Source organism: Pseudomonas sp. FDAARGOS_380, assembly GCF_002591235.1.
Taxonomy (GTDB): Bacteria; Pseudomonadota; Gammaproteobacteria; order Pseudomonadales; family Pseudomonadaceae; genus Aquipseudomonas; species Aquipseudomonas salmasensis.
The window spans coordinates 5,936,916-5,960,423 of the sequence record NZ_CP023969.1 but is presented as its reverse complement, the minus strand read 5'-3'; the positions used below and the strand labels follow the sequence as shown (position 1 = coordinate 5,960,423).

23 protein-coding genes, 2 tRNA genes and 1 rRNA gene are annotated in these 23,508 nt (G+C 58.6%); 11 read left to right on the top strand and 15 right to left on the bottom strand.

Features of this window, described 5'->3' with window-relative positions:
• Positions 1-56 precede the first annotated feature (56 nt).
• From CRN80_RS27635 to CRN80_RS27600, 8 genes are read right to left on the bottom strand one after another with little or no spacing between them, the layout of a single operon-like run.
• Positions 57-1,010: a metal ABC transporter solute-binding protein, Zn/Mn family gene (locus CRN80_RS27635; RefSeq protein ID WP_098952174.1), complete on the bottom strand. Its 954-nt coding sequence runs from the start codon at positions 1,008-1,010 to the stop codon at positions 57-59.
• Complete coding sequence (locus CRN80_RS27630) at positions 1,010-1,909, bottom strand: metal ABC transporter permease (protein WP_003190154.1); 900 nt, start codon at positions 1,907-1,909, stop codon at positions 1,010-1,012. The genes CRN80_RS27635 and CRN80_RS27630 overlap by 1 nt, the downstream gene beginning before the upstream one ends.
• Positions 1,906-2,652, bottom strand: coding sequence for a metal ABC transporter ATP-binding protein (locus CRN80_RS27625; RefSeq protein WP_098952173.1), 747 nt, complete (start codon positions 2,650-2,652; stop codon positions 1,906-1,908). Before CRN80_RS27625 ends, CRN80_RS27630 begins: the two co-directional genes overlap by 4 nt.
• The gene (locus tag CRN80_RS27620; RefSeq protein WP_098952171.1) at positions 2,649-3,569 is read right to left on the bottom strand and encodes a metal ABC transporter substrate-binding protein; all 921 of its coding nucleotides are present in this window, start codon (positions 3,567-3,569) and stop codon (positions 2,649-2,651) included. The genes CRN80_RS27625 and CRN80_RS27620 overlap by 4 nt, the downstream gene beginning before the upstream one ends.
• Before the next feature lie 19 nt (positions 3,570-3,588).
• Positions 3,589-4,149 (bottom strand): DUF6162 family protein, encoded by a 561-nt coding sequence (locus CRN80_RS27615; RefSeq protein WP_098952170.1) that lies wholly within the window; start codon positions 4,147-4,149, stop codon positions 3,589-3,591.
• Positions 4,146-4,469 (bottom strand): hypothetical protein, encoded by a 324-nt coding sequence (locus CRN80_RS27610; protein WP_014717808.1) that lies wholly within the window; start codon positions 4,467-4,469, stop codon positions 4,146-4,148. Before CRN80_RS27610 ends, CRN80_RS27615 begins: the two co-directional genes overlap by 4 nt.
• Positions 4,466-5,002: a thiamine pyrophosphate-binding protein gene (locus CRN80_RS27605; RefSeq protein WP_098952168.1), complete on the bottom strand. Its 537-nt coding sequence runs from the start codon at positions 5,000-5,002 to the stop codon at positions 4,466-4,468. Before CRN80_RS27605 ends, CRN80_RS27610 begins: the two co-directional genes overlap by 4 nt.
• Positions 4,999-6,201, bottom strand: coding sequence for a PepSY domain-containing protein (locus CRN80_RS27600; RefSeq protein WP_098952167.1), 1,203 nt, complete (start codon positions 6,199-6,201; stop codon positions 4,999-5,001). Before CRN80_RS27600 ends, CRN80_RS27605 begins: the two co-directional genes overlap by 4 nt.
• Before the next feature lie 747 nt (positions 6,202-6,948).
• On the opposite strand from CRN80_RS27600, the gene CRN80_RS27595 reads away from it, so the two are divergent.
• Genes CRN80_RS27595 through CRN80_RS27580 form a run of 4 tightly spaced genes read left to right on the top strand, consistent with a single transcriptional unit; the run spans position 6,949 to position 11,420 of the window.
• The gene (locus tag CRN80_RS27595) at positions 6,949-8,106 is read left to right on the top strand and encodes a KamA family radical SAM protein (RefSeq protein ID WP_098952165.1); all 1,158 of its coding nucleotides are present in this window, start codon (positions 6,949-6,951) and stop codon (positions 8,104-8,106) included.
• The gene (locus CRN80_RS27590; RefSeq protein WP_098952163.1) at positions 8,103-9,470 is read left to right on the top strand and encodes an acetyl-CoA carboxylase biotin carboxylase subunit family protein; all 1,368 of its coding nucleotides are present in this window, start codon (positions 8,103-8,105) and stop codon (positions 9,468-9,470) included. The genes CRN80_RS27595 and CRN80_RS27590 overlap by 4 nt, the downstream gene beginning before the upstream one ends.
• Before the next feature lie 4 nt (positions 9,471-9,474).
• Positions 9,475-10,191, top strand: a complete 717-nt coding sequence (locus CRN80_RS27585) for a 2OG-Fe dioxygenase family protein (protein ID WP_098952162.1) — start codon at positions 9,475-9,477, stop codon at positions 10,189-10,191.
• The gene (locus CRN80_RS27580) at positions 10,188-11,420 is read left to right on the top strand and encodes an MFS transporter (protein WP_098952160.1); all 1,233 of its coding nucleotides are present in this window, start codon (positions 10,188-10,190) and stop codon (positions 11,418-11,420) included. Before CRN80_RS27585 ends, CRN80_RS27580 begins: the two co-directional genes overlap by 4 nt.
• A gap of 106 nt (positions 11,421-11,526) precedes the next feature.
• Here the strand turns inward: CRN80_RS27580 and CRN80_RS27575 are convergent, their stop codons facing one another.
• Positions 11,527-11,985 (bottom strand): VOC family protein, encoded by a 459-nt coding sequence (locus CRN80_RS27575; RefSeq protein ID WP_098952159.1) that lies wholly within the window; start codon positions 11,983-11,985, stop codon positions 11,527-11,529.
• Between the two features lie 85 nt (positions 11,986-12,070).
• On the bottom strand, positions 12,071-12,520 hold the full coding sequence (gene soxR / locus CRN80_RS27570) for a redox-sensitive transcriptional activator SoxR (RefSeq protein ID WP_098952157.1): 450 nt from the start codon (positions 12,518-12,520) through the stop codon (positions 12,071-12,073).
• 100 nt (positions 12,521-12,620) lie between these two features.
• On the opposite strand from soxR, the gene CRN80_RS27565 reads away from it, so the two are divergent.
• Positions 12,621-12,986 carry an antibiotic biosynthesis monooxygenase gene (locus CRN80_RS27565; protein ID WP_098952155.1) on the top strand — a complete coding sequence of 122 codons (366 nt, stop codon included), beginning with the start codon at positions 12,621-12,623 and terminating at the stop codon, positions 12,984-12,986.
• Here CRN80_RS27565 and CRN80_RS27560 read toward each other — a convergent pair.
• Positions 12,975-14,084 carry a sigma-54-dependent Fis family transcriptional regulator gene (locus CRN80_RS27560; RefSeq protein ID WP_098952153.1) on the bottom strand — a complete coding sequence of 370 codons (1,110 nt, stop codon included), beginning with the start codon at positions 14,082-14,084 and terminating at the stop codon, positions 12,975-12,977. The two genes, CRN80_RS27565 and CRN80_RS27560, sit on opposite strands and share 12 nt — an antisense overlap.
• A gap of 266 nt (positions 14,085-14,350) precedes the next feature.
• Between CRN80_RS27560 and CRN80_RS27555 the strand changes: the two genes are divergently transcribed.
• From CRN80_RS27555 to CRN80_RS27545, 3 genes are all read left to right on the top strand, one after another.
• A complete protein-coding gene (locus CRN80_RS27555) occupies positions 14,351-14,620 on the top strand; it encodes a hypothetical protein (RefSeq protein ID WP_098952151.1) in 270 nt (89 codons plus the stop codon).
• A gap of 232 nt (positions 14,621-14,852) precedes the next feature.
• On the top strand, positions 14,853-16,013 hold the full coding sequence (locus CRN80_RS27550; protein WP_098952150.1) for a cysteine desulfurase family protein: 1,161 nt from the start codon (positions 14,853-14,855) through the stop codon (positions 16,011-16,013).
• 49 nt (positions 16,014-16,062) lie between these two features.
• A complete protein-coding gene (locus tag CRN80_RS27545) occupies positions 16,063-17,871 on the top strand; it encodes an aminopeptidase P family protein (protein ID WP_098952148.1) in 1,809 nt (602 codons plus the stop codon).
• Positions 17,872-17,909: 38 nt separating this feature from the next.
• Here the strand turns inward: CRN80_RS27545 and CRN80_RS27540 are convergent, their stop codons facing one another.
• From CRN80_RS27540 to rhtA, 4 genes are all read right to left on the bottom strand, one after another.
• Positions 17,910-18,500, bottom strand: a complete 591-nt coding sequence (locus CRN80_RS27540) for a 2-hydroxychromene-2-carboxylate isomerase (protein WP_098952146.1) — start codon at positions 18,498-18,500, stop codon at positions 17,910-17,912.
• 34 nt (positions 18,501-18,534) lie between these two features.
• A complete protein-coding gene (locus CRN80_RS27535; RefSeq protein WP_098952145.1) occupies positions 18,535-19,269 on the bottom strand; it encodes an SDR family oxidoreductase in 735 nt (244 codons plus the stop codon).
• A 98-nt stretch (positions 19,270-19,367) separates the two neighbouring features.
• Positions 19,368-19,649, bottom strand: coding sequence for a hypothetical protein (locus CRN80_RS27530; protein WP_003190182.1), 282 nt, complete (start codon positions 19,647-19,649; stop codon positions 19,368-19,370).
• Positions 19,650-19,812: 163 nt separating this feature from the next.
• Positions 19,813-20,700, bottom strand: a complete 888-nt coding sequence (gene rhtA / locus CRN80_RS27525) for a threonine/homoserine exporter RhtA (RefSeq protein WP_032892541.1) — start codon at positions 20,698-20,700, stop codon at positions 19,813-19,815.
• Between the two features lie 687 nt (positions 20,701-21,387).
• Here rhtA and CRN80_RS27515 point away from each other — a divergent pair.
• The 3 genes from CRN80_RS27515 (at position 21,388) to CRN80_RS27505 (ending at position 23,267) form a co-directional block, all read left to right on the top strand.
• Positions 21,388-22,924: ribosomal RNA gene (locus CRN80_RS27515) — 16S ribosomal RNA — on the top strand.
• 160 nt (positions 22,925-23,084) lie between these two features.
• Positions 23,085-23,161 (top strand) — tRNA-Ile (locus tag CRN80_RS27510).
• Between the two features lie 30 nt (positions 23,162-23,191).
• A tRNA-Ala gene (locus CRN80_RS27505) sits at positions 23,192-23,267 on the top strand.
• The last annotated feature ends 241 nt before the right edge of the window (positions 23,268-23,508 follow it).

Below are 23,508 nucleotides of genomic sequence, written 5' to 3'. Positions count from 1 at the left end.
CGAGCAAGCCCGCTCCCACAGTTGAACCGAGCCAGGCATGCACGATCGATGGGCTTTCAGGGCGTGAGTGCCTTGATCACTTGGTCCACATTGGTTTCCAACTCCGTCACCGGGTCGGCGCCATCCACATTCAACACCAACAGTCTGGCGCCGCCGGCAGTGACGGCGGCTTTGACCGCATCACTGGGTTGACGGTGATGCAGCACCACCGCCACGTCGTTGTCCTTCAACTCGGCGCTGAGTTTTTGCAGCGCCTCAGGCGTCCACTCGGCATCCGGCCGTGCATCGGTGCTGAGCACTTCTAGGTTCAAGCTGCTGACCAAGTACGCGAAGTGATCGCTCAAGCTGACCACACTCAGGTTGTCGGCCTTGGCCAATCGCGCCTCGCTGTCGGCGGTGAGCTTGAGTAAACGCTGTTTGAGTGCGGCCAGGTTGGCGTCGATCCTGGGTTTGGCTGCCGGCGCCAGGCGGCTCAGGTCGGCGGCCATCACGTCGGCCATGCGTCCCATGTTGTTGCTCGATTGCCAGGGTTGGCTGTTCAAGCCATCGGTGACTCCCGGTTGTACTGCGATACCCGGCAAGCCGCCGTCCACCGGGCGCGCGGCATCGACTTCGACGATGCGGATATTGCTGCGCCGTGCCACGGGGTACAGCGGGTCATCGGCCCACAGCGAGCGCAGGCCGATGGCCGCGTCGGCGTCCAGCGCCAACGTGTTCAATGCCGCAGCACCGCGGCCGGTGAAGTAGGACACCTGCCGCGAACCCGGCAGGTTGGCCGGCGCGGCGCGTTCCAGCTGCACGTCGGTGCTTTTGAGCAGCGCTTCGGCCAAGCCGTATGTAATCGGCAACGAGGCCAGCACCTTGACCGGTTGCTTGGCCTTGGTCAGGGCTGCGTGACCGAGGCCTTGGTTGACTTTGAAGTCCTTGGCGTCGAAACCATCGACGGCCAGCGCCGACGTACTCATCAAGCAAGCGATGGCCAGGGCCAGTGGGCGAAAGACAGGGCGCATTATCCAAGATTCCCTTTGAGGCTGGGCACAACGCCACGGGCGATGGCGGCGAAGGCGAAGGCGATACCGGCAACCAGAATGATGGCGGCGCCGGAGGGGATGGGCAGGTCGAAGATGATCGGCAGCAGAATGCCGCACAGGGTGCTGACGGTAGCGATCAGCACCGATATCCAGAAAAACCCTTTGAGTGACTGGCTCAACAGGCGCGCCGCCGCGGCAGGAATCACCAGCAAGGCACCGACCAGGATTGCGCCGATGACCTTGACCGCGGCCACGGTGATCAGGGTCACCAGGATCACGAACAGGTAGTCCAGGCTTTTCACCGCCACCCCGCGCACTGCCGCCAATTGCGGGTTGAAACTGGCCAGCATGATGCGGTTGTACAGTGGCAATGCCAGGGCCATCACCAGCGAGCCGACAATGGCCAGCACCAGCAGATCGTTGCCGTTGACCGTCAGCACCGAGCCAAACAGCACGTTCTCGAGAATGTGCACGTTGATCTTGCCGGCCAGGATCAGCAGCAGGCTTGCCCCCAGCGCCAGGGACACCGACAGGAACACGCCGATCAAGGTATCGGGCGCCAGGCCGGTGCGGTTACGCAGGTAATTGAGCAGGATGCCGAACAGCAGGCAGTAGCCAAACAGGCTGCCATAGGGCCCCGTATAGGGTTCGCCCAGCAGAATGCCCACGGCCACGCCGGTCAGCGCGGCATGGCCGACCGCTTCGGAGAAAAACGCAAAGCGCTTGACCACCACCAGCGTACCCAGGCCGCCGAGTACCGGGCCGATCAACAAGCCGGCGAGCAGGGCGTTGACCACAAACCCATAGGCCAGGGCTTCGGGCAGGTAACCGGAAGAGGCCCAGCCCTGGACCATCAAGCGAAAGGCTTCATAACTCATGGCGCCGGGCTCCGAGGGTGGGTGGAGAACAGGGTGAGCAGACGGTCCGGGGTCAGCGCCTCTTTCGGTGTGGCGTCGAACAGCACGCGGCGGTTCAAGCCGGTGACGCGGTCGGCCAGGCGGCCCACGGCCCCCAGGTCGTGCTCGATCCACAGCACGGTAATCCCGGCCAGGCGCCAGTCGTTCAGCAGCCGTTCGAACACCTGGATACCCGCCTCGTCGAGGGCCGACATCGGCTCGTCCAGCACCAGCAATTGCGGCGCCGGAATCAGCCCCTGGGCCAGCAGTACGCGCTGGCGCTCACCGCCGGACAACGCGCCCATGCGGCGCTTGCGCTTGTCTTCCATGCCAACGCGCTCAAGGGCATCGCCAATTGCCCCCGCGTAATGCCTGGACAGGCCCAGAAACGCCGGGCGACGCTGGCACATGGCAGCCATGAAATCGTCCACGGTCATCGGCAGGCCCCGGTCAAATTCCAGCGCCTGGGGCACGTAACCGATGGTGCCGGGTGTGGTTGGCCACTCCAGGCTCAAACGCCCTTGGTGCGGCGTCTGCCCCAGCAGGGTCTTGATCAGCGAGCTTTTGCCGCCGCCATTGGGGCCAACCAGCGCATGGATGCTGCCCGGTTGTACTTGGAAACTTACGCCGTCGAGGATCACGGTGCGCCCCAGGGTCAGGGAGACCTGGTCGAAGTTCAGAGTGGGGCCGACGCTGACGGCGTTCAGTTGCTGCGCCGCGGTCATGCTCCCGACTCCTGGATCGCGCGGACCACGGTGTTGAGGTTGCCGGTCATCTCCACTTCGTACTTCTCGGCGCTGTATTCGCCGTAGGAAATATGCGACAGCGGGTACAGCTTGACCCCGGATTCACGCTGGATGGTATCGACGTAGGTGGACGGGAAGTCCATCTCCGAGAAGATCACTTTCACATCCAGGGCGCGCAATTCATCGATGGTCTTTTTCAGCTGGCTGGGGCTTGGCTCGATACCGTGTGCCGGCTCGACCACGGCGGTGACTTCCAGGCCAAACTCGCGCAACAGGTAGTCGTAGGCCGCGTGTACGGTGGCCACGCGCAGGTCCGGGTTGGGCGCGCTGGTCAGCTTGGCCAGGGCGTCGGCGCGCATCTGGCGCAGGCGCTTGCCATAGGCGCGGGCGTTCTGGGTGTAGGTTTTGGCGTTGTCCGGGTCGAGCTTGCCCAACTCACGGGCAATATTATTGACCTGGGCAATCGACGCGCTGATCGACAGGAAGGTGTGCGGGTTGACCACCTTGCCCGCACCGCGTGCGGCGTTACCGGTGGCAGCGAGCAACGGCACGTTGGCGTTGGCTTCGATCACCTTGATGTCCGGGCGCTCGCTGGTGGCGATCATGCGGTCGGCGAAGTCGTCATGGCCGACGCCGTTGAGCACGATCAGATCCAGGGTGCCGATGCGCTTGATGTCTTCGGCGCGCGGCTCGTAGGCGTGGGGGTTGAAACCGGCGGGAATCAGCGGCACCACTTCGGCCTTGTCGCCCACGATATTGGCTACGTAGCTGTAATAGGGGTGCAAGGTAATGCCGATACGCAGGCGCTTGGCGGCCTCGGCATTGGCAAGGGGAGCGAGCATCAGGCTGAACAGGCCAACCATTAACAGGCGTAACAGGGGCGATGACATAGGCATGGGCAATCGGTCTTCTCGTTCAGTGACGGTGCTGGCGGGTGACGCCGGCATCGAATTGCGCGACCACCTGCTGCCAGCCGGCCGCGATCAGCGCCTGGTCAGTGAGGTCGGATGGGGCGGCAAGGTTGGCGCTGCGGTTGAGCCAGATATCCGGCTCACTGCCTTGCACGCGCATCAGCAGCGAACCGCTGGTAGCCGGCGCCTGGCTCAAACCCAGGTAGGCGGCGGGTGCCAGCAACTGCCAGCGATGGCCACCACGGCTGACCGAACTGGCGTCCTGGGCAAACGGCGCGAAGCCTTCCTCGGCCAGTTGCTCAGGCGTCGGCAAGGCGCTGTGTTCCTGCTGCAACAGGTGGATTTCATCCAGGGTCACCCGCAGGTCGGCGTAGATGCCTTGCTCGGCCGCGCTCAGGTCGCGGCGGGCGTCCAACTGGTGGCTGGGCACCGCCACGACTTCCTGGGTTTCCCCGTGCAACGCCACGACCGTGCCCGCCACCGCGAGGATGATCAGGCACAACAGCAACACATAAAGGGTTTCGTGGCCGGCGCCGGCGGGGCGTACAACCTGTGTGGTACTCATTGCGACGGGATATCCGCTTGGTCGATTTCCACCACGTGGCCAGGGCCGGCATCGAACAGCACGTAGAACTCGGCGGCGGGCTTCTTGAAGGTCAGGGTCGAGTCCTCGCCGAGCTTGCCTGGCACCAGGATGGTTTCGTCGTAGCCGATCACATCCAGGGTTACGCCGGGGGCGCCACTGCCGTCGGAGAAACCGCCTTTGCACTGGATCTGCTCGCCGGGGATTTCCTTGCATTCGCACATCGGGTTGTGGGCGAAGGCGGTGGTACTCAGGCCGGCGCACAGCAACAGCGCGGCGCGGGTGAGGCGCTTGAACGTCATGGTTTGACTCCTTGCTTGTTCAGCCAGGCAATGGTGGCAGGCGAGGCCTGGCTCAGCGGGATGGAACCCTGGTGCATGCTGCCGTCCCACCCTTCCATGGTCACCCATATTTCGGCGTCCGCCGGGGTGCGTTCGGGGATCGGCAGGGCGGCGCCCATACGGTACGGCGTGCCGAAGAAGATCACCCCGGCGGCGCGCAGGCTGCGGGGTTTGCCGATACGCAGGTAAGTAGCCTTGACCTGCTCGGCACAGGCGTCACACAGGGCGGCGTTGAAGAACTTCATCGGGCCAGCCGGGTTCGGGCTCGGGCCTTTGTTGCGAAACTCAGCCAGCGTGAGGCTCCAGGGGCCGACTTGTACCTGCCCGGCCACGCGCTCGCCGATGCCGGCATCCCCGCGAAACAGTGCGGCGTCGGCAAAGTACTTGGGCATGAACCCCAACGGCACCAGCAACAGCAGGATGTTGATATGGAAACGCCATTTAAGCCAAAAGGCGCGCAGCGGGGACGGCGGTACGGTCGCGACCTTGCTCATCGCTGGGCCTCCGAGGTTTTAGCGCGCATGGCCGGGATGGAAGCGGATTGACGTTGCGTCTTAGTTTCCCGCTTGAGGGCGTTGAGGGTGGCCAGGGCGGTGCGCTTGGTCCAGATCAGCAAGCCGCTCAATACCATCATGCTCAGCACCAGGCCGAAGAACGCCCAGATCAGCTTGACCCACAAGCCGCCGAAGTCACCGGTGTGCAGTGGGCGCATCGACTCGGTGACAAATTCCAGTTTCGAGCGGTCGGACAGCAGGTGCGCGGCGGCGACCTCCCCGTCATAGGGGTTGATCTGCGCAGTCTGGTACATCAACGGATACCAGCCCCGTCCGCCGATCTGCAGGTGGCTGTAAGCATTCATGGGAAGGCTGATGAAACTTGGCTCCAGGCCGGGGATACGCTGCGTGGCGATTTTGATCGCGTCATCAATGGGAATCATCGGCGCCGGTACACCAGGCGCCGACATTGGCACCTTATCCCGGGCAATCACCGGGATGACGGGCTCGGTGGAAATCGAAATGTGGTTGTCCCCCAGGATGGCGCGGATCAGGAACCAGATGCCGGTGACGGCAATCACAGCAATGAACCAGATCGACCAGATGCCGCTCAACCGGTGGAAGTCGCCCCAGAAAATCCGTGCACCGTGGCGCACACGCAGTGTCGGGCGTAGGAAGCCCTTCCAGAACTTCTTGTAAACCACCAGTCCTGTGACCAGTGAAGCAAGCAGCGGAATACCGAGGGCAGAGACCAGATACCAGCCCCAACTGTAGCCGTTGGTGAACGGTACAAGCCACCAACCGTGCAGGGCGCGAGTGAATTCCTGGAAATTGAACGAAGGGCTCATGCCCTGGATTGCTCCGGTGTAGGGGTTGACGTAGACCTCGACCGAGCGCCCGTCGGGATAGCTGAGGTCTACGCTCAGAGCGAAATGGGATTCGTCGGGACGGCTGATTGACTGAACGAACACCCGGGGCTCTTCGCGTTTGATGGCCGCGATCACTTGGTCGTAGCTCAGCGGCTGAGCGTCATCCGACGGCTTGCTGGCGCGGATATCCGGGTTGGCCAGCCACACGATTTCCTGGCTGACCACGGCCAGCGTGCCGGTGACGCAGACAATCAGTACAAAGAACCAGATGGGCAACGCCAGCCAGCTATGGACGAGAAACCAGAGTTTGGAGCGTGACTTCTTCGACATATCAATGAGGGTCTTGATCGGAGGGGGCGATGGAGGCCCGGAAAAGGCCAGTCGTAGCTTTTGCTGACGCGACAGGCTGTATCTAAGTTAAGACGGATGAGAATGAGAAATCCCTAAGGCGGATATGAAAGAAAATGTTTCAGGTTCACATTCAGGCCGGATTTCAGCGCTGATCGAATACGTTATACACCAGCCCGCAGGCGTTCAGCGGCTTGCGTTAGGCCGGGGCAGACCTCCAAGGACGTGATCATGCCGCTGTGTGATGTCGTCAGCAGCTATGCATTTGAGCGCCACTACCTCGCGGCCAACCCCTGGCTCAGCTGAAGTGCGGCTACGTAGTTGTATAAGTAGAAATAACGCTCTCTATAGTTACTTTCAGTGTTATTTGTTTTTCAAATAGCTTGGCTTGAACGAAAGCACCCCTTGTCATTACGGGGTGTTGGCGCGGGTGCCGGTTAATTCCAGAGGGACTACAAGGTTATTGTATTGACACATTGGCGGGCATCGGCTTTAGTGAGTGCGGACTTGGAAGTCGGATTTTATAAAAAGGAAGTTAATCGCATGACCGTGCTAGTCGTTTATTCGTGCCATCACGTGCTGAACTGTTATATCTCTCTGGTGCCGTTGATCAAGTTAGTTACTTGATCGTGGTCTCTCGCCTGCCCGTCGATTGTCATTGCTGCGAATAATACTTTTCCTGCGCTGGAAAAGTACGCGACCCTATGCCTTAACAGAGAGTTCAAATTCATGTCGATTTTTGATCAAACCATGCATCGTTCAGTTCAATGGCAAGACTGGCGTTGGCAGCAGAAGAATGCCATCCGCGATGAACCTGCACTGCGCAATGCCTGCGGTGGATGGGACGAGGCCACAACGGCGCATATCGAGCACAACTTGCAAGATCGCAAGATGCAGATCACGCCTTACTACATTGATTTGATCAAGCGTTCACTCACCACCGCAGAGGTGATGGACCACCCCCTGTGGCGCCAGGTAGTACCGTATTGGAGCGAACAGGTGCAGGGCGACTACGACGGCAGTTCCGAAAACTGGGAACTCAATCATGAGATGAAGACGCCCATCTGCCAGCACAAGTACGACAACCGCGTGATCCTGCGCACCACCAACACGTGCAATGCCTATTGCCAGTTCTGTTTCGAGGCGCTGCGCACGCTGCAGGTGGGCACCGACAAAGCTAACGCCAACACCGACTCGTTCAAGGATTCGGTGGAGTACATCCGCGGTAACCCAGCGATTGAAGAGGTGATTCTCAGCGGCGGTGACCCACTGATGCTGGCCGACCGCAAGCTTGAGGAGATGCTGGCCGCATTGCGCGGCATTCGTGATGATCTGCTGATACGCATTCATTCGCGGGCCTTGAGTTTCAACCCGTTTCGCGTGACCGATGAATTAGTGGCGATGCTGGAGAAGTACAAGGTCAATGCATTTGGTGTGCATGTCTGCCACCCGCTTGAGCTCAGTGCTGATTTTGCCGTCGCGGTTAAACGGATTCAGGGTGTGGTACCGATTGTATTCTCTAACATGCCGCTGTTGCGTGGCGTGAATGATGATGAAACGACGTTGCATAAACTATTCATTGATCTTTATCGTCTGGGCGTAAAGCCATATTACTTATATCACTTCATGCCGTTTTCACCCGGTGCTTCAGAGTATAAGGCGTCGATCAGCCAAGCCATCGCCATAATGGATCGGCTCAAACGCCGCGTATCGAATATTGCCCTGCCCGAATATGTACTGCCTCACGCACAAGGCAAGTTCACCGTGCCGTTGTTGGACTTTGAAAAACCTGAAGACTTACCGCATTTTGAAGTCCGCGATGGGCAGCGCACTTACCGTTTTCGCAACTGGGAGGGCCAATGGTGCAGCTGGCAGGATGCGGTATGAAACAGGCTGCGATTCTGTTTATTGATGTAGATGACAGCACTTGCGCTCGCTACCGCTACCGGGAACCGCATTTCACGGTGGCCCGCGCCGACGGCTTGGCGTGTTTGACGGCCGCCGTGGCTGGGCACAAGCACTTGCAACGACTCAAGGACGACAGTGACGAAGTGTTCCTGCTCGAAACGCTCAGTGAGCAGTCTATTCTGGAGTTGGTCGGACAGTTAGACGGGCGTTATCAGGTGCGGGGGATTTTCTGCCAGGCCGGGCACCCGTCCGCACAAGGGGAGGTGGGCTGTATCGTTGCGCAGGCGTGTCAGCGGTTGGGCTTGGTCTACAGCCACCCAGGGGCGATTGCCGCGTGCAATAACAAGTTCTTGATGCGCCGCGTGTTGAAACAGCACGAATTGCGTTCGGTACCGTTCGTGCTGTGCAACAACGAACAGGAACTCCAGCAAGGCGCCGAGCGCGTGGGTTATCCACTGATCGCCAAACCGCCCTTTGGCGGGGCTTCAGCGTTTATCAAAAAATGCTCGAGCTGGGAGGAGCTACGCAGCCACTATCGGCATTTTGTGAGTGATCATGGCGCCGCCGCGTATGCGGACTTCTACGGCTGTGCGCACGCCCTGCCACTTGAGGATGGGCTGCGGCGTGAATACCTGCCAGGCCACAGCATTCTGCTGGAAGGTTATATTCCTGGCATCGAAGGCAGTGTGGAATGTGTGATTGTCGGCGAGCGTGTCCATCCGCTGCTGATCAATGAAAAACTGCTGCTGACCGAGCGCAGCGGCACGGTCCTTGAGAACTTGCTGATTTCCCCGCCGACGTCGTTCAGCCAGGCCCAATGCGAGCAGATCCGCCGGTACGCGGTGGACTGCCTGCACGCGGTGGGCCTGACCAACGCTGTGGTGCATTTCGAGTTTCGCATGACGGACGCAGGGCCGGTGGCCATCGAGATCAACCCGCGCCTGGGCGGACTGTATGTGAACTCGGCGTTCCGCGACTTGGCCGGTATCGATCCTTATCAGTTGTACATGGGATTGTTGTTGGGCGAGAAGGGCATCAATGCACAGTTAGAGGCTGGCGCACATAAGGTTGCCGATGCGGGGCAACACTACGCGATGCTGGCGATTTATCCGCAGCACAGTGGCCTTTTCAGGGGCATTGACGGCCTGCAGTTCCTGGACCAACACCGCTCGGTGCTGGAATATGCCCCGCAGGACCCCGGCCACTACATTGACGCGGATATCGAGGAGCATTATTTGCTCAAATGCTGGGCCCGGGTTGGCAATGCCGCCGACGCCCATGCCTTGCACGATGCGTTGCAGCAACACCTGCGCATCCTCATCGATCCACCGGTTGCAGGATAGCGATATGGACATCCATCAGATTTCGGCGCTTTTGCGCGAACATCACTTCTGTCATCGCCCGGACTTTCGCGAACTGGTCAACGTTGAACCCGGTGAGGAGCAAAGCTTTCGTGCGTATTGGGACAACCTGGTGCGCGACGAGGCGTTCAGGACTTATACCCACCGCGAGCGGCGCATCTTGCGCTATCGTCTGTTACCGTCACGGCAATTGCAGATCGACAGGAATACGGCGTTCAAATCGCCGGTCACCTACGCGGTGAACTATCGCCAGGGTGTGAACCACCTGAGCTATAGCGAGGAAGGCTTTATCGAGCACCCACTCATGCACAAGCTGCTGGCGACGGACCTTGCGGTGATTGCCCCGCACCTGGGCGAACAGACCTATACGATCGATATTCACCAGTTCCGGGTGCGGGCGGATGTGTCATCGAGCAGCCCGACCACATCGGGGATTCACCAGGACGGCCTGGATTGGGTGTTCATGCACTTTATTGGCGAATGCAACACGGTGCCGGTGGTGTCGGAGGTGTTTGCCGACGAAACGGAGCACAGCCGGCTGCTGAAACTGCCGATGGAGAAATTTCTGGAGACTATCGTGATCAACGACCGTGGCTTCTACCATCGGGCCGGGGAGGTGCGACCGCGGCTGGCGACGGCACCGGCCTGGCGCGATGTGCTCTTGGTAAGCCTGCGCAGTGTCGAGGAGGCACAGTCTGCATGAGCCACGATCAACAACTGAATCTGTCGACCCGCAACGCTCGCCTGATCATCTTTGCCCGCGGTGTGTCGGATTTTGGCGCGTTCCTCAACATGGTGGCGTTGTCCACTTATGTGTACTGGCTCAGCCAGAGCGTAGTGTTTGTCAGCATCTTCCTGGCGTGCCGGGTCACCGGCGGGATTGTCGCGAGCCTGTTTGGCATCCCGTTTTTCCGGCGGTTTGCCGGGCGTGGGACGTTGGCGGGGTTGGACCTGGCCCGGGCGCTGTTGCTGACGCCCCTGTTGGTGTTGTTACCGGCCCATCAACTCACCCTTCTTCCCTTTATCGCCTTCGGCATCGGCCTGTGCAATTCGCTGTTTGCCATTGGCCTCAACAGTCAGTTGCCCACCTGGGTCGCGCTTGAACAGCGGGTAAATACCAACGCATGGATCACCTCGGCGGCCGCCACCGGCGCGGTCTTCGGCAGTTTGCTCTCCGGCTTGTTGATTGCCACGGGCGGATTTGAAGCGGTGTTTGCCGTCAACATCGGCACCTATGTGATTGCCGCTTGCCTGGTCTTGCCCTTGCGCGCGTTATATAGCGTTGCTGTTGCCGTCCATCGCGGGCTCGCCGCTGAATGGCACGAGCTGACCAAGGGGTTGCGCGGTGCGCCGGTACTGGCTGCGATGTTGCTGATCAGTATGCTCGACACCCTCGGCAGTGCGGCCCATAACGTTGGCTGGCCAGTGCTGTCGCAGTATATTTCACCGGACACGGCCAAGACGGTCATGGGCTATCTGCTGGCCGTGTGGGCCTGTGGCAAGTTTGTTGGCGCGCGCATCGCCAGTGCAGTGTTGAAAGGTCGTGGCACCCAAGGCATGGAGCGCTTGTTCATGCTCGGTGTGGCGTTGATGTCCAGCGGCTTTATCCTGACATTCCAGCAGACCGAACTGTGGCTGGCGCTGTTGCTGGTGGTGTGGGCAGGGTTGGGCGATGGATTGTCCGAGGTGGCGTTGATTTCCCGTGCGCAAAGCGAGCCCGATAGCCTCCGCTTGCCGTTGTTCAGCCTCTTGACCCTGATCCAGATGGCCGGTTTTGGCGTGGGCATGCTGGTGGTCGGGCCGTTCTATGTGACGTGGACGCCGGCCCAGGTGATCGTGTTGTTCCATGGGCTGCCATTGACCGCCTTGTTGGTCATGACGATATGGCTGGGGCGCAATGCCTACCGGGGTGTCAGATCGACGAACCCTTGACATGTTCCAAACGCCACAGAGGCCTTTAACTTGCCGGAGTAGGCCGGTTGGAACCTGGGGCAAGGTGTGGCGTGTTGCAGGCGCGAGCAAGCTCACGCCCACAGGGTTAATTTTGCTTGAACATCTCCATGGCACGTTGGCGGATTTGCTTCTCGGTCAGGTCCTCCTTATGGGTGGCCAGGAACCACAGGTGCCCGAACGGATCTTTCACACTCGCCGAGCGATCCCCATAGAACTGATCCTGCGGCTTGGACACCTCGCTGGCGCCGGCATCAACCGCCTGTTTGAATTGTTTGTCCACGTCATTTACATACAGGTGCAGGCCGACACTGGGATGTGCGTCCGGATTGCGCAGGGCCGTTTCGTCGCAGGGTGTGCCCAGCATGATCACCGCTTCGCCAATGCGCAGTTCCGCATGGCCGACCCTGCCGTCAGGCATGTCCAGGCGCATGAACACTGAGGCGCCAAAGGCCTTCTTGTAGAACTCGATCGCCTTTGCGGCCTCGTTGATGCCCAGATAGGGGGTAATGCCGTGATAACCCTCGGGAATAGCTTTAACGCTCATAACGTTCTCCTTGAGTCGAGATACGAGCATTTCACTATAGGCCACGTAATGCGTGGCCTGCGGGCAGCCGACGAGGTGCTTTTTATCAAGGCTGTGTAGTGGGCTCCAGCAACTGGGCGCCTGGCCCATGCTCAGCGAGCTTATCGTCCTGATTGCGCAACGGGCACGCCTCCATCGACAGGCACCCGCACCCGATGCAGCCATTGAGCTTGTCGCGTAGCAGTATCAGCTTGTTGATGCGCTCATCCAGGTCTTCACGCCACAACGCCGACAGGCGCTCCCAGTCTTGAGCATTGGGTGTGCGCCCATCGGGCAAGGCCTGCAATGCCTCGCCAATGTTGGCCAGCGGAATGCCCAAGCGCTGGGCGATCTTGATCAGCACCACCCGCCGTAGCACATCCCGTGGGTAACGCCGCTGGTTACCGGCATTGCGATTGCTCTTGATCAGCCCTTTGGCCTCGTAGAAGTGCAGGGCAGTCACCGCGACGCCGCTGCGGGCAGCGAGCTGACCGACGCTGAGTTCCTTAGTGAGCATGAACCTCTCCCAAACAGTGCTTGACCTCGACTTAACTAGAGGTTTTACCCTGCGTGGCATCGAATCGCAAGATTCTGCCTACAGAGCGAGGGGAGTTTTCATGCCGGTATCAGAGAAAAATCACAGCTTCACTCAACTGATCGAATTTCACATCGAACCCCGTCAGCAATCCGCCCTGGTGGCCGCCTTGACCACCCAGAGCGAGCGTCTGGCCGTGCGCCATGGCGGCTTCTTGAGTGCCAGCGTGCAGGTCAGCGATGACGGGCGGCGGGTGCTCAATTATTTGCAATGGCAATCGCGGGAAGAGGGTGAAGCCGCCTTCAAATGTTTTGAACAGGGCGGCGAAGATTTCTGGACGCTGATCCGTGCTCACCGGGCCACGGCCGTGACCTTTGGCGCATTTCAGGTACTGCGCAGTTTTGAGCGCAGTCAGGACGATGCCCTGCACTGCCGGCTAAATGGATAGATGCAGCATCCGTTCGCCTTGCACGTGTGCCCCAAGCCTGCGCTTGTTCACGGCCAGTTCGCCGATCTTGATCAGGCGAGCGCGGGTGACGTTTCGGCTCAGGCCCAGCAGGTTGGCGGTGTGCACCTGGTTGGAGTGGCTGAAGCGATAAGCAGCGCGCAATAAAGCGTCCTCGACCTTTTCATGCAGGGCGCCGGACTGTTCCTCGAAGAGCTTTTGAAACGCCCGCGCCAGCAGGGCTTCTGCACTGGGATCGGGATCGGGATCGGTGTCGCTGTCGTCCTGGCGTTCGATGCGCAGGCTCGACAGGCGCAGGTCGTCGGGTTCGATCACAGCATTGCGGCAGATCAGCAGGGTGTGATGAATCACGTTTTCCAGCTCACGGATATTACCCGGCCAGCTGTAGCGCTTGAGCTTGTGCTCGGCCTCGTGGCTCACGCTGATCGGGCCGTAGCCCAGGCGCTGGCTGTAGATTTGGATGAAGTGCCGGGTCAGCGGCAAGATATCGCCGGTACGTTCGCGCAGCGGGCGCAATGCCAGGCTGACTACATTGAGGCGGTAGTAGAGGTCTTCACGGAAACGCCCAGCGTTGATGGCCTTTTCCAGTTGTACATTGGTGGCGGCCAGGACTCGCACATTGATAGCAATGCTCTTGCGCGAACCCAGGCGCACCACCTCTCGCTCTTGTAGCACCCGCAGCAGCTTGACCTGGATGGCCATCGGCAAATCGCCGATCTCATCCAGAAACAAGGTGCCCCCGTCAGCCTCTTCGAACCAGCCGGCCTTGGCGCTGAGGGCTCCGGTAAAGGCGCCTTTCTCATGGCCGAACAACTCGGCTTCCACCAGGGAGTGCGAAAAGGCCCCGCAGTTCACCGCCACGAAGGGCCGGTTTCGCCGCGCACTGAGGTGGTGGATATGCCGCGCAACAAGTTCTTTGCCGGTGCCGGTTTCGCCAATGATCAGCACGCTGGCTTCGCTGGGGGCCACTTGTTGGATATGGTCGAGCAGGGCCTGGGACTTTGGGTCTTCGAAGACCTGGGCTGTGGCGCGGATCGAGGTCGCGAGGGCAGGCGAGGGCGGCAGGGTGAACAGCTGCATGGTGACCTCTCGTGGGAATTCGGGCTTTGTTGAAGGGCTGTTGCCTGGTGGACAGTGGCTGCGCGCACGGTCTTTATAGAGGTATCGTCTTAATTCGTAAATGAAGGTTTTTCTATATTTATAGAACTTAAATGAATATAAAGGTGTTCCCGTCGCAGACGCCGATGCGCGTGATAGCGACTATCACGGACGATGATTTTTCAGCGAGAAGGGCCGGGAGTAGCCTGTGTTCATTGACTCGAAACCTCCTTCGCAGGGCCATCGCCATGAACCGTTTCCTCGCTGTTTCCTTTTTACTTGTCACCTCTGTCCTTGCGGGTTGTGCGACCCAGCCTTCCCCGGAGTTGCGTCCCTATACGGCCGAGGAAACCAAGCAGTTGGCCCTGGAGGCCCTGGGCCGTCGCGGCTTGTCGTTTGACGACTATCAACGCCAGCGCGCCGCATTGATTGGTCAGCCACAAAAGCCTTTCGGTTTTGATCGCCAGGGCGAAATGAACGCCGAGCGCAGTGTGGTCCTGCATGGCCGCCCCAGTTGAGCGCGCTTCCTGCAGCAAAAAGCCCGAGGCTTCCCACAAGGAACCTCGGGCTTTTTGTTTGCCATGGGGCTACTTCAGCCTGTTAAGCTCAATTCCAGGAGCGTTCCTACGCACATTTAAATAAAGTTACCTTCTTTAATGGCATTCGATCGGTTAAACCTGACGACCTCTGTTCTGGTCGATGCCCCCCGAGACGCTGCTCTTGGGAATACGCTCTGCGAGTTTTAACCTCATGAATAAACGTCCGTTGTATTTCGACTACGCCGCCACCACGCCGGTGGATGAGCGAGTTATCCAGGTGATGGTCGAGTGTCTGGGTTTCAACGCCCATTTCGGCAACCCTGCGTCCAGTTCCCATGCATTCGGCCAAGCGGCCCGGCAGAAGGTTGAACAGGCGCGTCGCCAGGTGGCCGAGTTGGTGGGGGCCGAGGCCGAGCAGATCGTCTGGACCTCCGGTGCCACGGAATCCAACAACCTTGCGCTCAAGGGCGTGGCCCAGGCCCGGGGTGTGGCGGGTGGGCATATCATCACCAGCCAGATCGAACACAAGGCCACGCTGGACACCGCGAGGCAATTGCAGGAAGCCGGTGTGGCAGTGACTTACCTGGTACCGGATGCAGACGGCTTGATCAGCGTCGAGGCGGTCAGCGAAGCCTTGCGCGAGGATACCTTTCTGGTCTCGCTGATGCTGGTCAACAACGAACTGGGTACCCTCAACGACATCCCGGCCATTGGCGCACGGGTGCGTGAGCAGGGCGCGTTGTTCCATGTGGACGCGGCGCAAGGGGCAGGCAAAGTGGCTATCGACCTGGGCCGGTGGCCGGTGGACTTGATGTCGTTCTCTGCTCACAAGCTGTATGGGCCCAAGGGCATCGGCGCGTTATATGTCGGGCCGCGGGCGCAGCAGAAAATATTGGCGCAGATTCACGGCGGTGGCCACGAAGGCGGTTTGCGCTCCGGCACCCTGGCGACCCATCAGATTGCCGGCATGGGCACGGCGTTTGCCCTGGCGGCGGCGTCTTTCGCCGATGAGAAGGCCACGATTGTCGCGCTGCGCCAGCGCTTGCTGGATCAGTTGGCGTCGGTTGCCGGGTTGCGTCTTAATGGCAGCCCAACCCAGCGTATTCCGCACACATTGAGCCTTACCTTCAGCGAGGGTGAATTCAATTCAGCCGCATTGAGTGCAGGCATTGCCTTTTCCGCGACTTCAGCGTGCAATTCTGCCAGCAATGCGCCGTCCCATGTGCTCCTGGCCTTGGGGCATGACGCTCGCAGTGCCGCTCGCACTATTCGCTTGAGCCTGGGCCGGTTCACCACCGAACAGGATATCGACCAGGCCGCGCAGTTGATCAAGGCCGCGTTGGCGAGCGCGCCGGCATTCTGGGCGGTCTGATTTATCATTCGCAACACATAACAATTATTAGTGGTTAGCAGGAGACACAATGAGTACGCAGCCTTTGACCCATGGAACGGTTCCCCAGCGCCTGGCGCATACCCGTGAACTGATGCGCCGCGAAGGCATTCATGCCCTGCTGGTGCCATCGGCGGACCCGCACCTGTCCGAATATTTGCCGGGTTACTGGCAAGGGCGTCAGTGGTTGTCCGGCTTTCATGGTTCGGTGGGCACCCTGATCGTCACGGCGGAGTTTGCCGGGGTCTGGGCGGACAGCCGTTACTGGGAACAGGCGACCAAGGAACTCAAGGGCAGCGGTATCGAGTTGGTGAAGCTGCAACCGGGTCAGCCTGGCCCGCTGGAGTGGTTGGCCGAGCAAACCCCTGAGGGTGGCGTGGTGGCGGTGGACGGTGCGGTCATGGCCGTGGCCTCGGCACGTACCCTGGGTGGCAAGTTGGCCGAGCGTGGCGCGCGTCTGCGTACCGATATCGATGTACTCAATGAAGTCTGGCAAGACCGCCCGGCATTGCCGAACCAGCCGATCTATCAGCATCTGCCGCCCCAGGCCACCGTCAGTCGTGGCGAGAAACTGGCCGCTTTGCGCGCCAGTTTGAAAGACAAGGGCGCCGACTGGCATTTCATCGCGACGCTGGATGACATCGCCTGGCTATTCAACCTGCGCGGCGCTGATGTGTCGTTCAATCCAGTGTTTGTGTCCTTTGCCTTGATCAATCAACAGCAGGCGACTTTGTTTGTGGCGTTGGGCAAGGTCGATGCGCAACTGCGGGCGGTGCTTGAGCAGGATGGCGTGACCATGCGTGATTACAGCGAGGTGGCGCAAGCGCTGCGAGCGGTACCGGCGGGCGCAAGCTTGCAAGTAGACCCCGCCCGCGTCACTGCCGGCTTGCTGGAAAACCTCGACGCGGGCGTCAAGCTGGTTGAAAGCCTCAACCCCACCACACTGGCCAAATCCCGCAAGAGCCTGGCGGACGCGGAACATATCCGCCAAGCCATGGAGCAGGATGGTGCGGCGCTGTGCGAATTCTTTGCCTGGCTCGACAGTGCCCTGGGCCGCGAGCGCATTACCGAACTGACGATTGACGAACACCTGACCGCTGCGCGTACCCGCCGTCCAGGCTATGTATCGCTGAGCTTCAACACCATTGCCGCCTTCAATGCCAACGGCGCGATGCCGCATTACCACGCCACCGAAGAAGAACATGCGCTGATCGAGGGTGATGGCTTGCTGCTGATCGACTCGGGCGGCCAGTACCTGGGCGGAACCACGGACATCACGCGGATGGTGCCCATCGGTACACCGAGTGAAGAACAGAAGCGCGATTGCACGCGGGTACTCAAGGGCGTGATTGCCCTGTCTCGTGCGCAGTTCCCCAAAGGCATTCTTTCACCGTTGCTGGACGCCATTGCCCGGGCGCCGATCTGGGCAGAAGGTGTGGACTACGGTCACGGTACAGGCCACGGCGTAGGGTATTTCCTCAACGTGCATGAGGGCCCGCAAGTGATTGCCTATCAAGCCGCTACGGCGCCACAAACGGCGATGCAACCAGGAATGATTACGTCGATTGAGCCGGGTACTTATCGCCCTGGCCGTTGGGGCGTGCGCATCGAGAACCTGGTGTTGAACCGGGAAGCGGACAAGACCGAGTTTGGCGAATTCCTCAAGTTCGAAACCCTGACCCTGTGCCCGATTGATACCCGGTGCCTGGAGCCGTCGTTGCTGACGGCGGATGAGCGTGAATGGTTCAACGCGTATCACGCCCAGGTGCGTGAGCGTTTGAGCCCGCTGCTCGATGGTGCAGCCCTTGAATGGTTGCAGGTGCGCACTGCGGCGATTTGATCGGATGCAGCCGGGGCATTGCCGGCTGCAATCGATATCTAGCTGAGGGCTTCACGCACAAAGTCCAGACGGTCCTGGCCGAAGAACAGCTGGTTTCCTACAAAGAAACTGGGAGCGCCGAACACGCCGCGCTTAATGGCTTGTTCGGTTTTGTCCTTGAGAGCGTCCTTGACGGCTGCATCGTTTGACAGGGCCAGTACCTGCTCGGGATCGAACCCCTGTGCGGTGAGCACATTGGCCACGACCTCTGGGTCGCCCAGGTGATGGCCTTCCACCCAGAGTGCTTGGAACAGGCAGTCGATGAAGTCGAGGAAGCGCTCAGGCTGGTGGATTTGAATGCCGATGACAGCGCGCATCAGCAACAAGGTATTGATGGGAAAGTGCGGGTTGAACCTGAGCGGCACGTTGTAGCGTTTGGCGTAACGCGCCAGGTCATCGAGCATGTAGCGCCCCTTGGCAGGCACCGTGATCGGTGAGGCATTGCCCGTGGTCTTGAAAACACCGCCCAATAGCATCGGTTGATACACCACCTGTGCGCCGGTTTGGGCACACAGCGCCGGCAACTGGGTATAAGCCAGGTAAGTGGCGGGGCTGCCGAGATCAAAGAAAAACTCCAGGGTTTTACTCATGGTCTGTACTCGCTGCTTATTGTTATAGGGGGCGTCACCAGGTTTCGTTCCAGGGGCGCAGGTCCAGTTCGAACGTCCAGGCGTCCCGTGGCTGCTTGTGCAGGAACCAGTAGTTGTCGGCAATATGGTCAGGGTTGAGGAGGGCGTCCTGATCCTTGAGGGCGTACTTTTGCGGGAAATTTTCGCGAATGAAGTCGGTATCGATGGCGCCGTCGACCACCACATGGGCAACATGGATGTTCATCGGGCCTAACTCCCGCGCCATGCTTTGTGCCAGGGCGCGTATCCCGTGTTTGGCGCCGGCGAAGGCGGCAAACCCTGCGCTCCCGCGCAAGCCGGCGGTGGCGCCGGTGAACAGGATAGTGCCGCGGTTACGCGTGACCATGCGTTTGGCGACTTCCCGTGCGTTCAAGAAGCCAGAGAAGCACGCCATCTCCCAGATCTTGAAGTACTTGCGCGCGGTTTCTTCCAGAATGCTGCAAGGCACATTGGCGCCGATGTTGAAGACGAACGCTTCAATAGGCCCCAGCTCGGTTTCGATTTGCTCGACCAGTGCGATTACGTCTTCTTCTTTACGTGCATCACAGGCAAAGCCATGGGCTTCACCGCCGGCTGATTGAATGCTGTCTACCAAGGGCTGCAGTTTGTCGGCGCTGCGACGGGTGACGCAGGCGATGTAGCCTTCGCGGGCAAAGCGTTTGGCTATGGCGCCGCCGGTTGCGTCACCGGCCCCCACTACTAATACGATCTTTTTGTTGTTGTGCGGCATGGGAACTCCATTGGCTCGATGGTCGAGCAGGAGTTTAGCCTTCATGCCGCAAATGGCCGGGATTTAAGATGAGCAGTCAGGAAAGACTGCTCGGGCAACTATTTGCAGATGACGATCATGCTACGGCTGGTATAGCCGGCAGGGTTGAGACCGAAGGGGTAGTCCCCAGGCTCCTCGGAGTTATCGCCGGATTTGGCGATCACCCGGTAGCCCTTGGCGCCGCATGAGTTGGCTGCACTGGTGTAGCACTGGTCCCAGGAGGAGGACAGGCCCGAACAGTTGATATGCAGCCCTTTCTTACCCCGTTTCACTTCTGTTTTTGTGGTTGCAGCACAGCCAGCGATGCCCACAACCAGCAACAGTATCAAAATTCGTTTCATTCCCATCCTTAATAGCCGCCCTGCAAAAGAACAGAGCCGCTTTACTCGCTCTCGAGCGAAGCGTTCATGCTGTCCGTGTCGAAATTCTCCATGAATGACATTCGGTTACGACCTAAACATGGCCTAAATGAGCGGCAAATACCAGCGCTGGCTTTAAAGATGATCAGTCGGCGGGTACTAACGGTTTGGATTCGTTGCGCATCGTCAACGTGGCGCCTACGGACGCCAGGATAATGCACGTGATGGCCAGCCATTGGGCTAGAGATAAATGCTCATGCAGAAAGAACAGGCCGGAAAGGGCGCCGAACGCCGGTTCGATACTCATCAAGGTGCCGAACGTGCGGGCGGGCAGGCGAGTCAGCGCGACCATCTCCAATGTGTAGGGCAAGGCCGTGGACAGAATCGCGACGCCGATGGCGATAGGGATCAGGGCAGGCGTCAGCAGCGCGGCGCCTGCATGCACGATGCCGATCGGTGCGACGAACAGGGCGGCAATCATCACGCCGAGTGCGGCGGTCTGAACACCATTGTCGTTCCCAGCCTTTTGGCCGAACAAAATATAGAGGGCCCAGCATCCGCCTGCGCCCAGCGCGTAAGCCGCGCCGACCCAGTCGATACCGCTACTGGCCTCGCCCAGTGGAATCAACAGCAGTAGGCCGATGATCGCCAGGGCAATCCACAGGAAGTCGACAGCCCGGCGCGAGGCATAGATTGCGACGGCAAGCGGGCCTGTGAACTCAAGTGCTACTGCAATCCCCAGGGGGACGGTGCGAAGGGACATATAGAAGAGGAAGTTCATGCCGCCCAGCGCCATCCCGTAAATGATCACTGTGCGTAAGGACTTGGCCGTCAGCGTGGCGCGCCATGGGCGTAATAGCACCAGCATGATCACACTGGCAAAAATCAAACGCAGAGCAGTGGTGCCTTGTGCGCCAACAATAGGAAACATGCTTTTGGCCAATGACGCACCGGATTGGATGGACGCCATGGCGATTAATAGCAGGCCGATCGGAAACAATGCGGATGCCAGGCTGCGAGGAGGGGTGGTCATTGCGGGGGTTCTTCCGAAGTCATGATCGATAAATACGTGGCGCTATGATGCTTAACTGCCAGTGAATGAGCAATATATTGCTCAAATACTGGCTCATAACCATCTATATAGTGGAAATATCGAGTTTTTGAGGTTTTTGATAGAGAAACCGAATAATTGGGTTGACGGCAGATTCTGGAAGCCTATAATTCGCGCCACTTCCGGCGCAGTCGAAACGGAAAACTCCTTGGTAAACAAAGGGTTACGCAGTTATCGACAGCAAGTTGCTTCAGTTCATCGAAGCCAAAAGGAAGTTGAAAAAGAGGTGTTGACAGCAGCGTGTAACGCTGTAGAATTCGCCTCCCGCTTACGAGAGATCGCAAGCGCAAGTGGTTGAAGTTGCTGAAGAAATCTTCGAAATCTTCGAAATCTTCGAAATCTTCGAAATCTTCGAAATCTTCGAAATCTTCTGAAAATAACCACTTGACAGCAAGTGAGGCTGCTGTAGAATGCGCGCCTCGGTTGAGACGAAAGATCTTAACCAACCGCTCTTTAACAACTGAATCAAGCAATTCGTGTGGGTGCTTGTGGGGTCAGACTGATAGTCAACAAGATTATCAGCATCACAAGTTACTCCGCGAGAAATCAAAGATGTAACCAACGATTGCTGAGCCAAGTTTAGGGTTTCTTAAAAACCCAAAGATGTTTGAACTGAAGAGTTTGATCATGGCTCAGATTGAACGCTGGCGGCAGGCCTAACACATGCAAGTCGAGCGGTAGAGAGAAGCTTGCTTCTCTTGAGAGCGGCGGACGGGTGAGTAATGCCTAGGAATCTGCCTGGTAGTGGGGGATAACGTTCGGAAACGGACGCTAATACCGCATACGTCCTACGGGAGAAAGCAGGGGACCTTCGGGCCTTGCGCTATCAGATGAGCCTAGGTCGGATTAGCTAGTTGGTGAGGTAATGGCTCACCAAGGCGACGATCCGTAACTGGTCTGAGAGGATGATCAGTCACACTGGAACTGAGACACGGTCCAGACTCCTACGGGAGGCAGCAGTGGGGAATATTGGACAATGGGCGAAAGCCTGATCCAGCCATGCCGCGTGTGTGAAGAAGGTCTTCGGATTGTAAAGCACTTTAAGTTGGGAGGAAGGGTTGTAGATTAATACTCTGCAATTTTGACGTTACCGACAGAATAAGCACCGGCTAACTCTGTGCCAGCAGCCGCGGTAATACAGAGGGTGCAAGCGTTAATCGGAATTACTGGGCGTAAAGCGCGCGTAGGTGGTTTGTTAAGTTGGATGTGAAATCCCCGGGCTCAACCTGGGAACTGCATTCAAAACTGACTGACTAGAGTATGGTAGAGGGTGGTGGAATTTCCTGTGTAGCGGTGAAATGCGTAGATATAGGAAGGAACACCAGTGGCGAAGGCGACCGCCTGGACTAATACTGACACTGAGGTGCGAAAGCGTGGGGAGCAAACAGGATTAGATACCCTGGTAGTCCACGCCGTAAACGATGTCAACTAGCCGTTGGAAGCCTTGAGCTTTTAGTGGCGCAGCTAACGCATTAAGTTGACCGCCTGGGGAGTACGGCCGCAAGGTTAAAACTCAAATGAATTGACGGGGGCCCGCACAAGCGGTGGAGCATGTGGTTTAATTCGAAGCAACGCGAAGAACCTTACCAGGCCTTGACATCCAATGAACTTTCTAGAGATAGATTGGTGCCTTCGGGAACATTGAGACAGGTGCTGCATGGCTGTCGTCAGCTCGTGTCGTGAGATGTTGGGTTAAGTCCCGTAACGAGCGCAACCCTTGTCCTTAGTTACCAGCACGTAATGGTGGGCACTCTAAGGAGACTGCCGGTGACAAACCGGAGGAAGGTGGGGATGACGTCAAGTCATCATGGCCCTTACGGCCTGGGCTACACACGTGCTACAATGGTCGGTACAGAGGGTTGCCAAGCCGCGAGGTGGAGCTAATCCCATAAAACCGATCGTAGTCCGGATCGCAGTCTGCAACTCGACTGCGTGAAGTCGGAATCGCTAGTAATCGCGAATCAGAATGTCGCGGTGAATACGTTCCCGGGCCTTGTACACACCGCCCGTCACACCATGGGAGTGGGTTGCACCAGAAGTAGCTAGTCTAACCTTCGGGAGGACGGTTACCACGGTGTGATTCATGACTGGGGTGAAGTCGTAACAAGGTAGCCGTAGGGGAACCTGCGGCTGGATCACCTCCTTAATCGACGACATCAGCTGCTCCATAAGTTCCCACACGAATTGCTTGATTCATTGAAGAAGACGAAAGAAGCAGCCTAAAGGGTTGTAGCTTAGTTGGTTGGAGCGCACCCCATGCTCTGTGGTAAAGAGCAGGGTGAGGTCGGCCTTAGCAGCTCGAAATTGGGTCTGTAGCTCAGTTGGTTAGAGCGCACCCCTGATAAGGGTGAGGTCGGCAGTTCGAATCTGCCCAGACCCACCAATTTTGTGTGGGAAACGCCTGTAGAAATACGGGGCCATAGCTCAGCTGGGAGAGCGCCTGCCTTGCACGCAGGAGGTCAACGGTTCGATCCCGTTTGGCTCCACCACTACTGCTTCTGTTTGTATAAAGCTTAGAAATGAGCATTCCATCGTTGTGATGGTGAATGTTGATTTCTAGTCTTTGACTAGTTCGTTCTTTAAAAATTTGGGTATGTGATAGAAAGATAGACTGAACGTTACTTTCACTGGTAACGGATCAGGCTAAGGTAAAATTTGTGAGTTCTCTTAATTGAGAAATTCGAATTTTCGGCGAATGTCGTCTTCATAGTATAACCAGATTGCTTGGGG

What these genes read in the sequence shown, in the direction of transcription:
- CRN80_RS27635 (WP_098952174.1), bottom strand. Translation starts at nt 1,010, where the DNA reads ATGCGCCCTGTCTTTCGCCCACTGGCCCTGGCCATCGCTTGCTTGATG.
- CRN80_RS27630 (WP_003190154.1), bottom strand. Translation starts at nt 1,909, where the DNA reads ATGAGTTATGAAGCCTTTCGCTTGATGGTCCAGGGCTGGGCCTCTTCC.
- CRN80_RS27625 (WP_098952173.1), bottom strand. Translation starts at nt 2,652, where the DNA reads ATGACCGCGGCGCAGCAACTGAACGCCGTCAGCGTCGGCCCCACTCTG.
- CRN80_RS27620 (WP_098952171.1), bottom strand. Translation starts at nt 3,569, where the DNA reads ATGCCTATGTCATCGCCCCTGTTACGCCTGTTAATGGTTGGCCTGTTC.
- CRN80_RS27615 (WP_098952170.1), bottom strand. Translation starts at nt 4,149, where the DNA reads ATGAGTACCACACAGGTTGTACGCCCCGCCGGCGCCGGCCACGAAACC.
- CRN80_RS27610 (WP_014717808.1), bottom strand. Translation starts at nt 4,469, where the DNA reads ATGACGTTCAAGCGCCTCACCCGCGCCGCGCTGTTGCTGTGCGCCGGC.
- CRN80_RS27605 (WP_098952168.1), bottom strand. Translation starts at nt 5,002, where the DNA reads ATGAGCAAGGTCGCGACCGTACCGCCGTCCCCGCTGCGCGCCTTTTGG.
- CRN80_RS27600 (WP_098952167.1), bottom strand. Translation starts at nt 6,201, where the DNA reads ATGTCGAAGAAGTCACGCTCCAAACTCTGGTTTCTCGTCCATAGCTGG.
- CRN80_RS27595 (WP_098952165.1), top strand. Translation starts at nt 6,949, where the DNA reads ATGTCGATTTTTGATCAAACCATGCATCGTTCAGTTCAATGGCAAGAC.
- CRN80_RS27590 (WP_098952163.1), top strand. Translation starts at nt 8,103, where the DNA reads ATGAAACAGGCTGCGATTCTGTTTATTGATGTAGATGACAGCACTTGC.
- CRN80_RS27585 (WP_098952162.1), top strand. Translation starts at nt 9,475, where the DNA reads ATGGACATCCATCAGATTTCGGCGCTTTTGCGCGAACATCACTTCTGT.
- CRN80_RS27580 (WP_098952160.1), top strand. Translation starts at nt 10,188, where the DNA reads ATGAGCCACGATCAACAACTGAATCTGTCGACCCGCAACGCTCGCCTG.
- CRN80_RS27575 (WP_098952159.1), bottom strand. Translation starts at nt 11,985, where the DNA reads ATGAGCGTTAAAGCTATTCCCGAGGGTTATCACGGCATTACCCCCTAT.
- soxR (WP_098952157.1), bottom strand. Translation starts at nt 12,520, where the DNA reads ATGCTCACTAAGGAACTCAGCGTCGGTCAGCTCGCTGCCCGCAGCGGC.
- CRN80_RS27565 (WP_098952155.1), top strand. Translation starts at nt 12,621, where the DNA reads ATGCCGGTATCAGAGAAAAATCACAGCTTCACTCAACTGATCGAATTT.
- CRN80_RS27560 (WP_098952153.1), bottom strand. Translation starts at nt 14,084, where the DNA reads ATGCAGCTGTTCACCCTGCCGCCCTCGCCTGCCCTCGCGACCTCGATC.
- CRN80_RS27555 (WP_098952151.1), top strand. Translation starts at nt 14,351, where the DNA reads ATGAACCGTTTCCTCGCTGTTTCCTTTTTACTTGTCACCTCTGTCCTT.
- CRN80_RS27550 (WP_098952150.1), top strand. Translation starts at nt 14,853, where the DNA reads ATGAATAAACGTCCGTTGTATTTCGACTACGCCGCCACCACGCCGGTG.
- CRN80_RS27545 (WP_098952148.1), top strand. Translation starts at nt 16,063, where the DNA reads ATGAGTACGCAGCCTTTGACCCATGGAACGGTTCCCCAGCGCCTGGCG.
- CRN80_RS27540 (WP_098952146.1), bottom strand. Translation starts at nt 18,500, where the DNA reads ATGAGTAAAACCCTGGAGTTTTTCTTTGATCTCGGCAGCCCCGCCACT.
- CRN80_RS27535 (WP_098952145.1), bottom strand. Translation starts at nt 19,269, where the DNA reads ATGCCGCACAACAACAAAAAGATCGTATTAGTAGTGGGGGCCGGTGAC.
- CRN80_RS27530 (WP_003190182.1), bottom strand. Translation starts at nt 19,649, where the DNA reads ATGAAACGAATTTTGATACTGTTGCTGGTTGTGGGCATCGCTGGCTGT.
- rhtA (WP_032892541.1), bottom strand. Translation starts at nt 20,700, where the DNA reads ATGACCACCCCTCCTCGCAGCCTGGCATCCGCATTGTTTCCGATCGGC.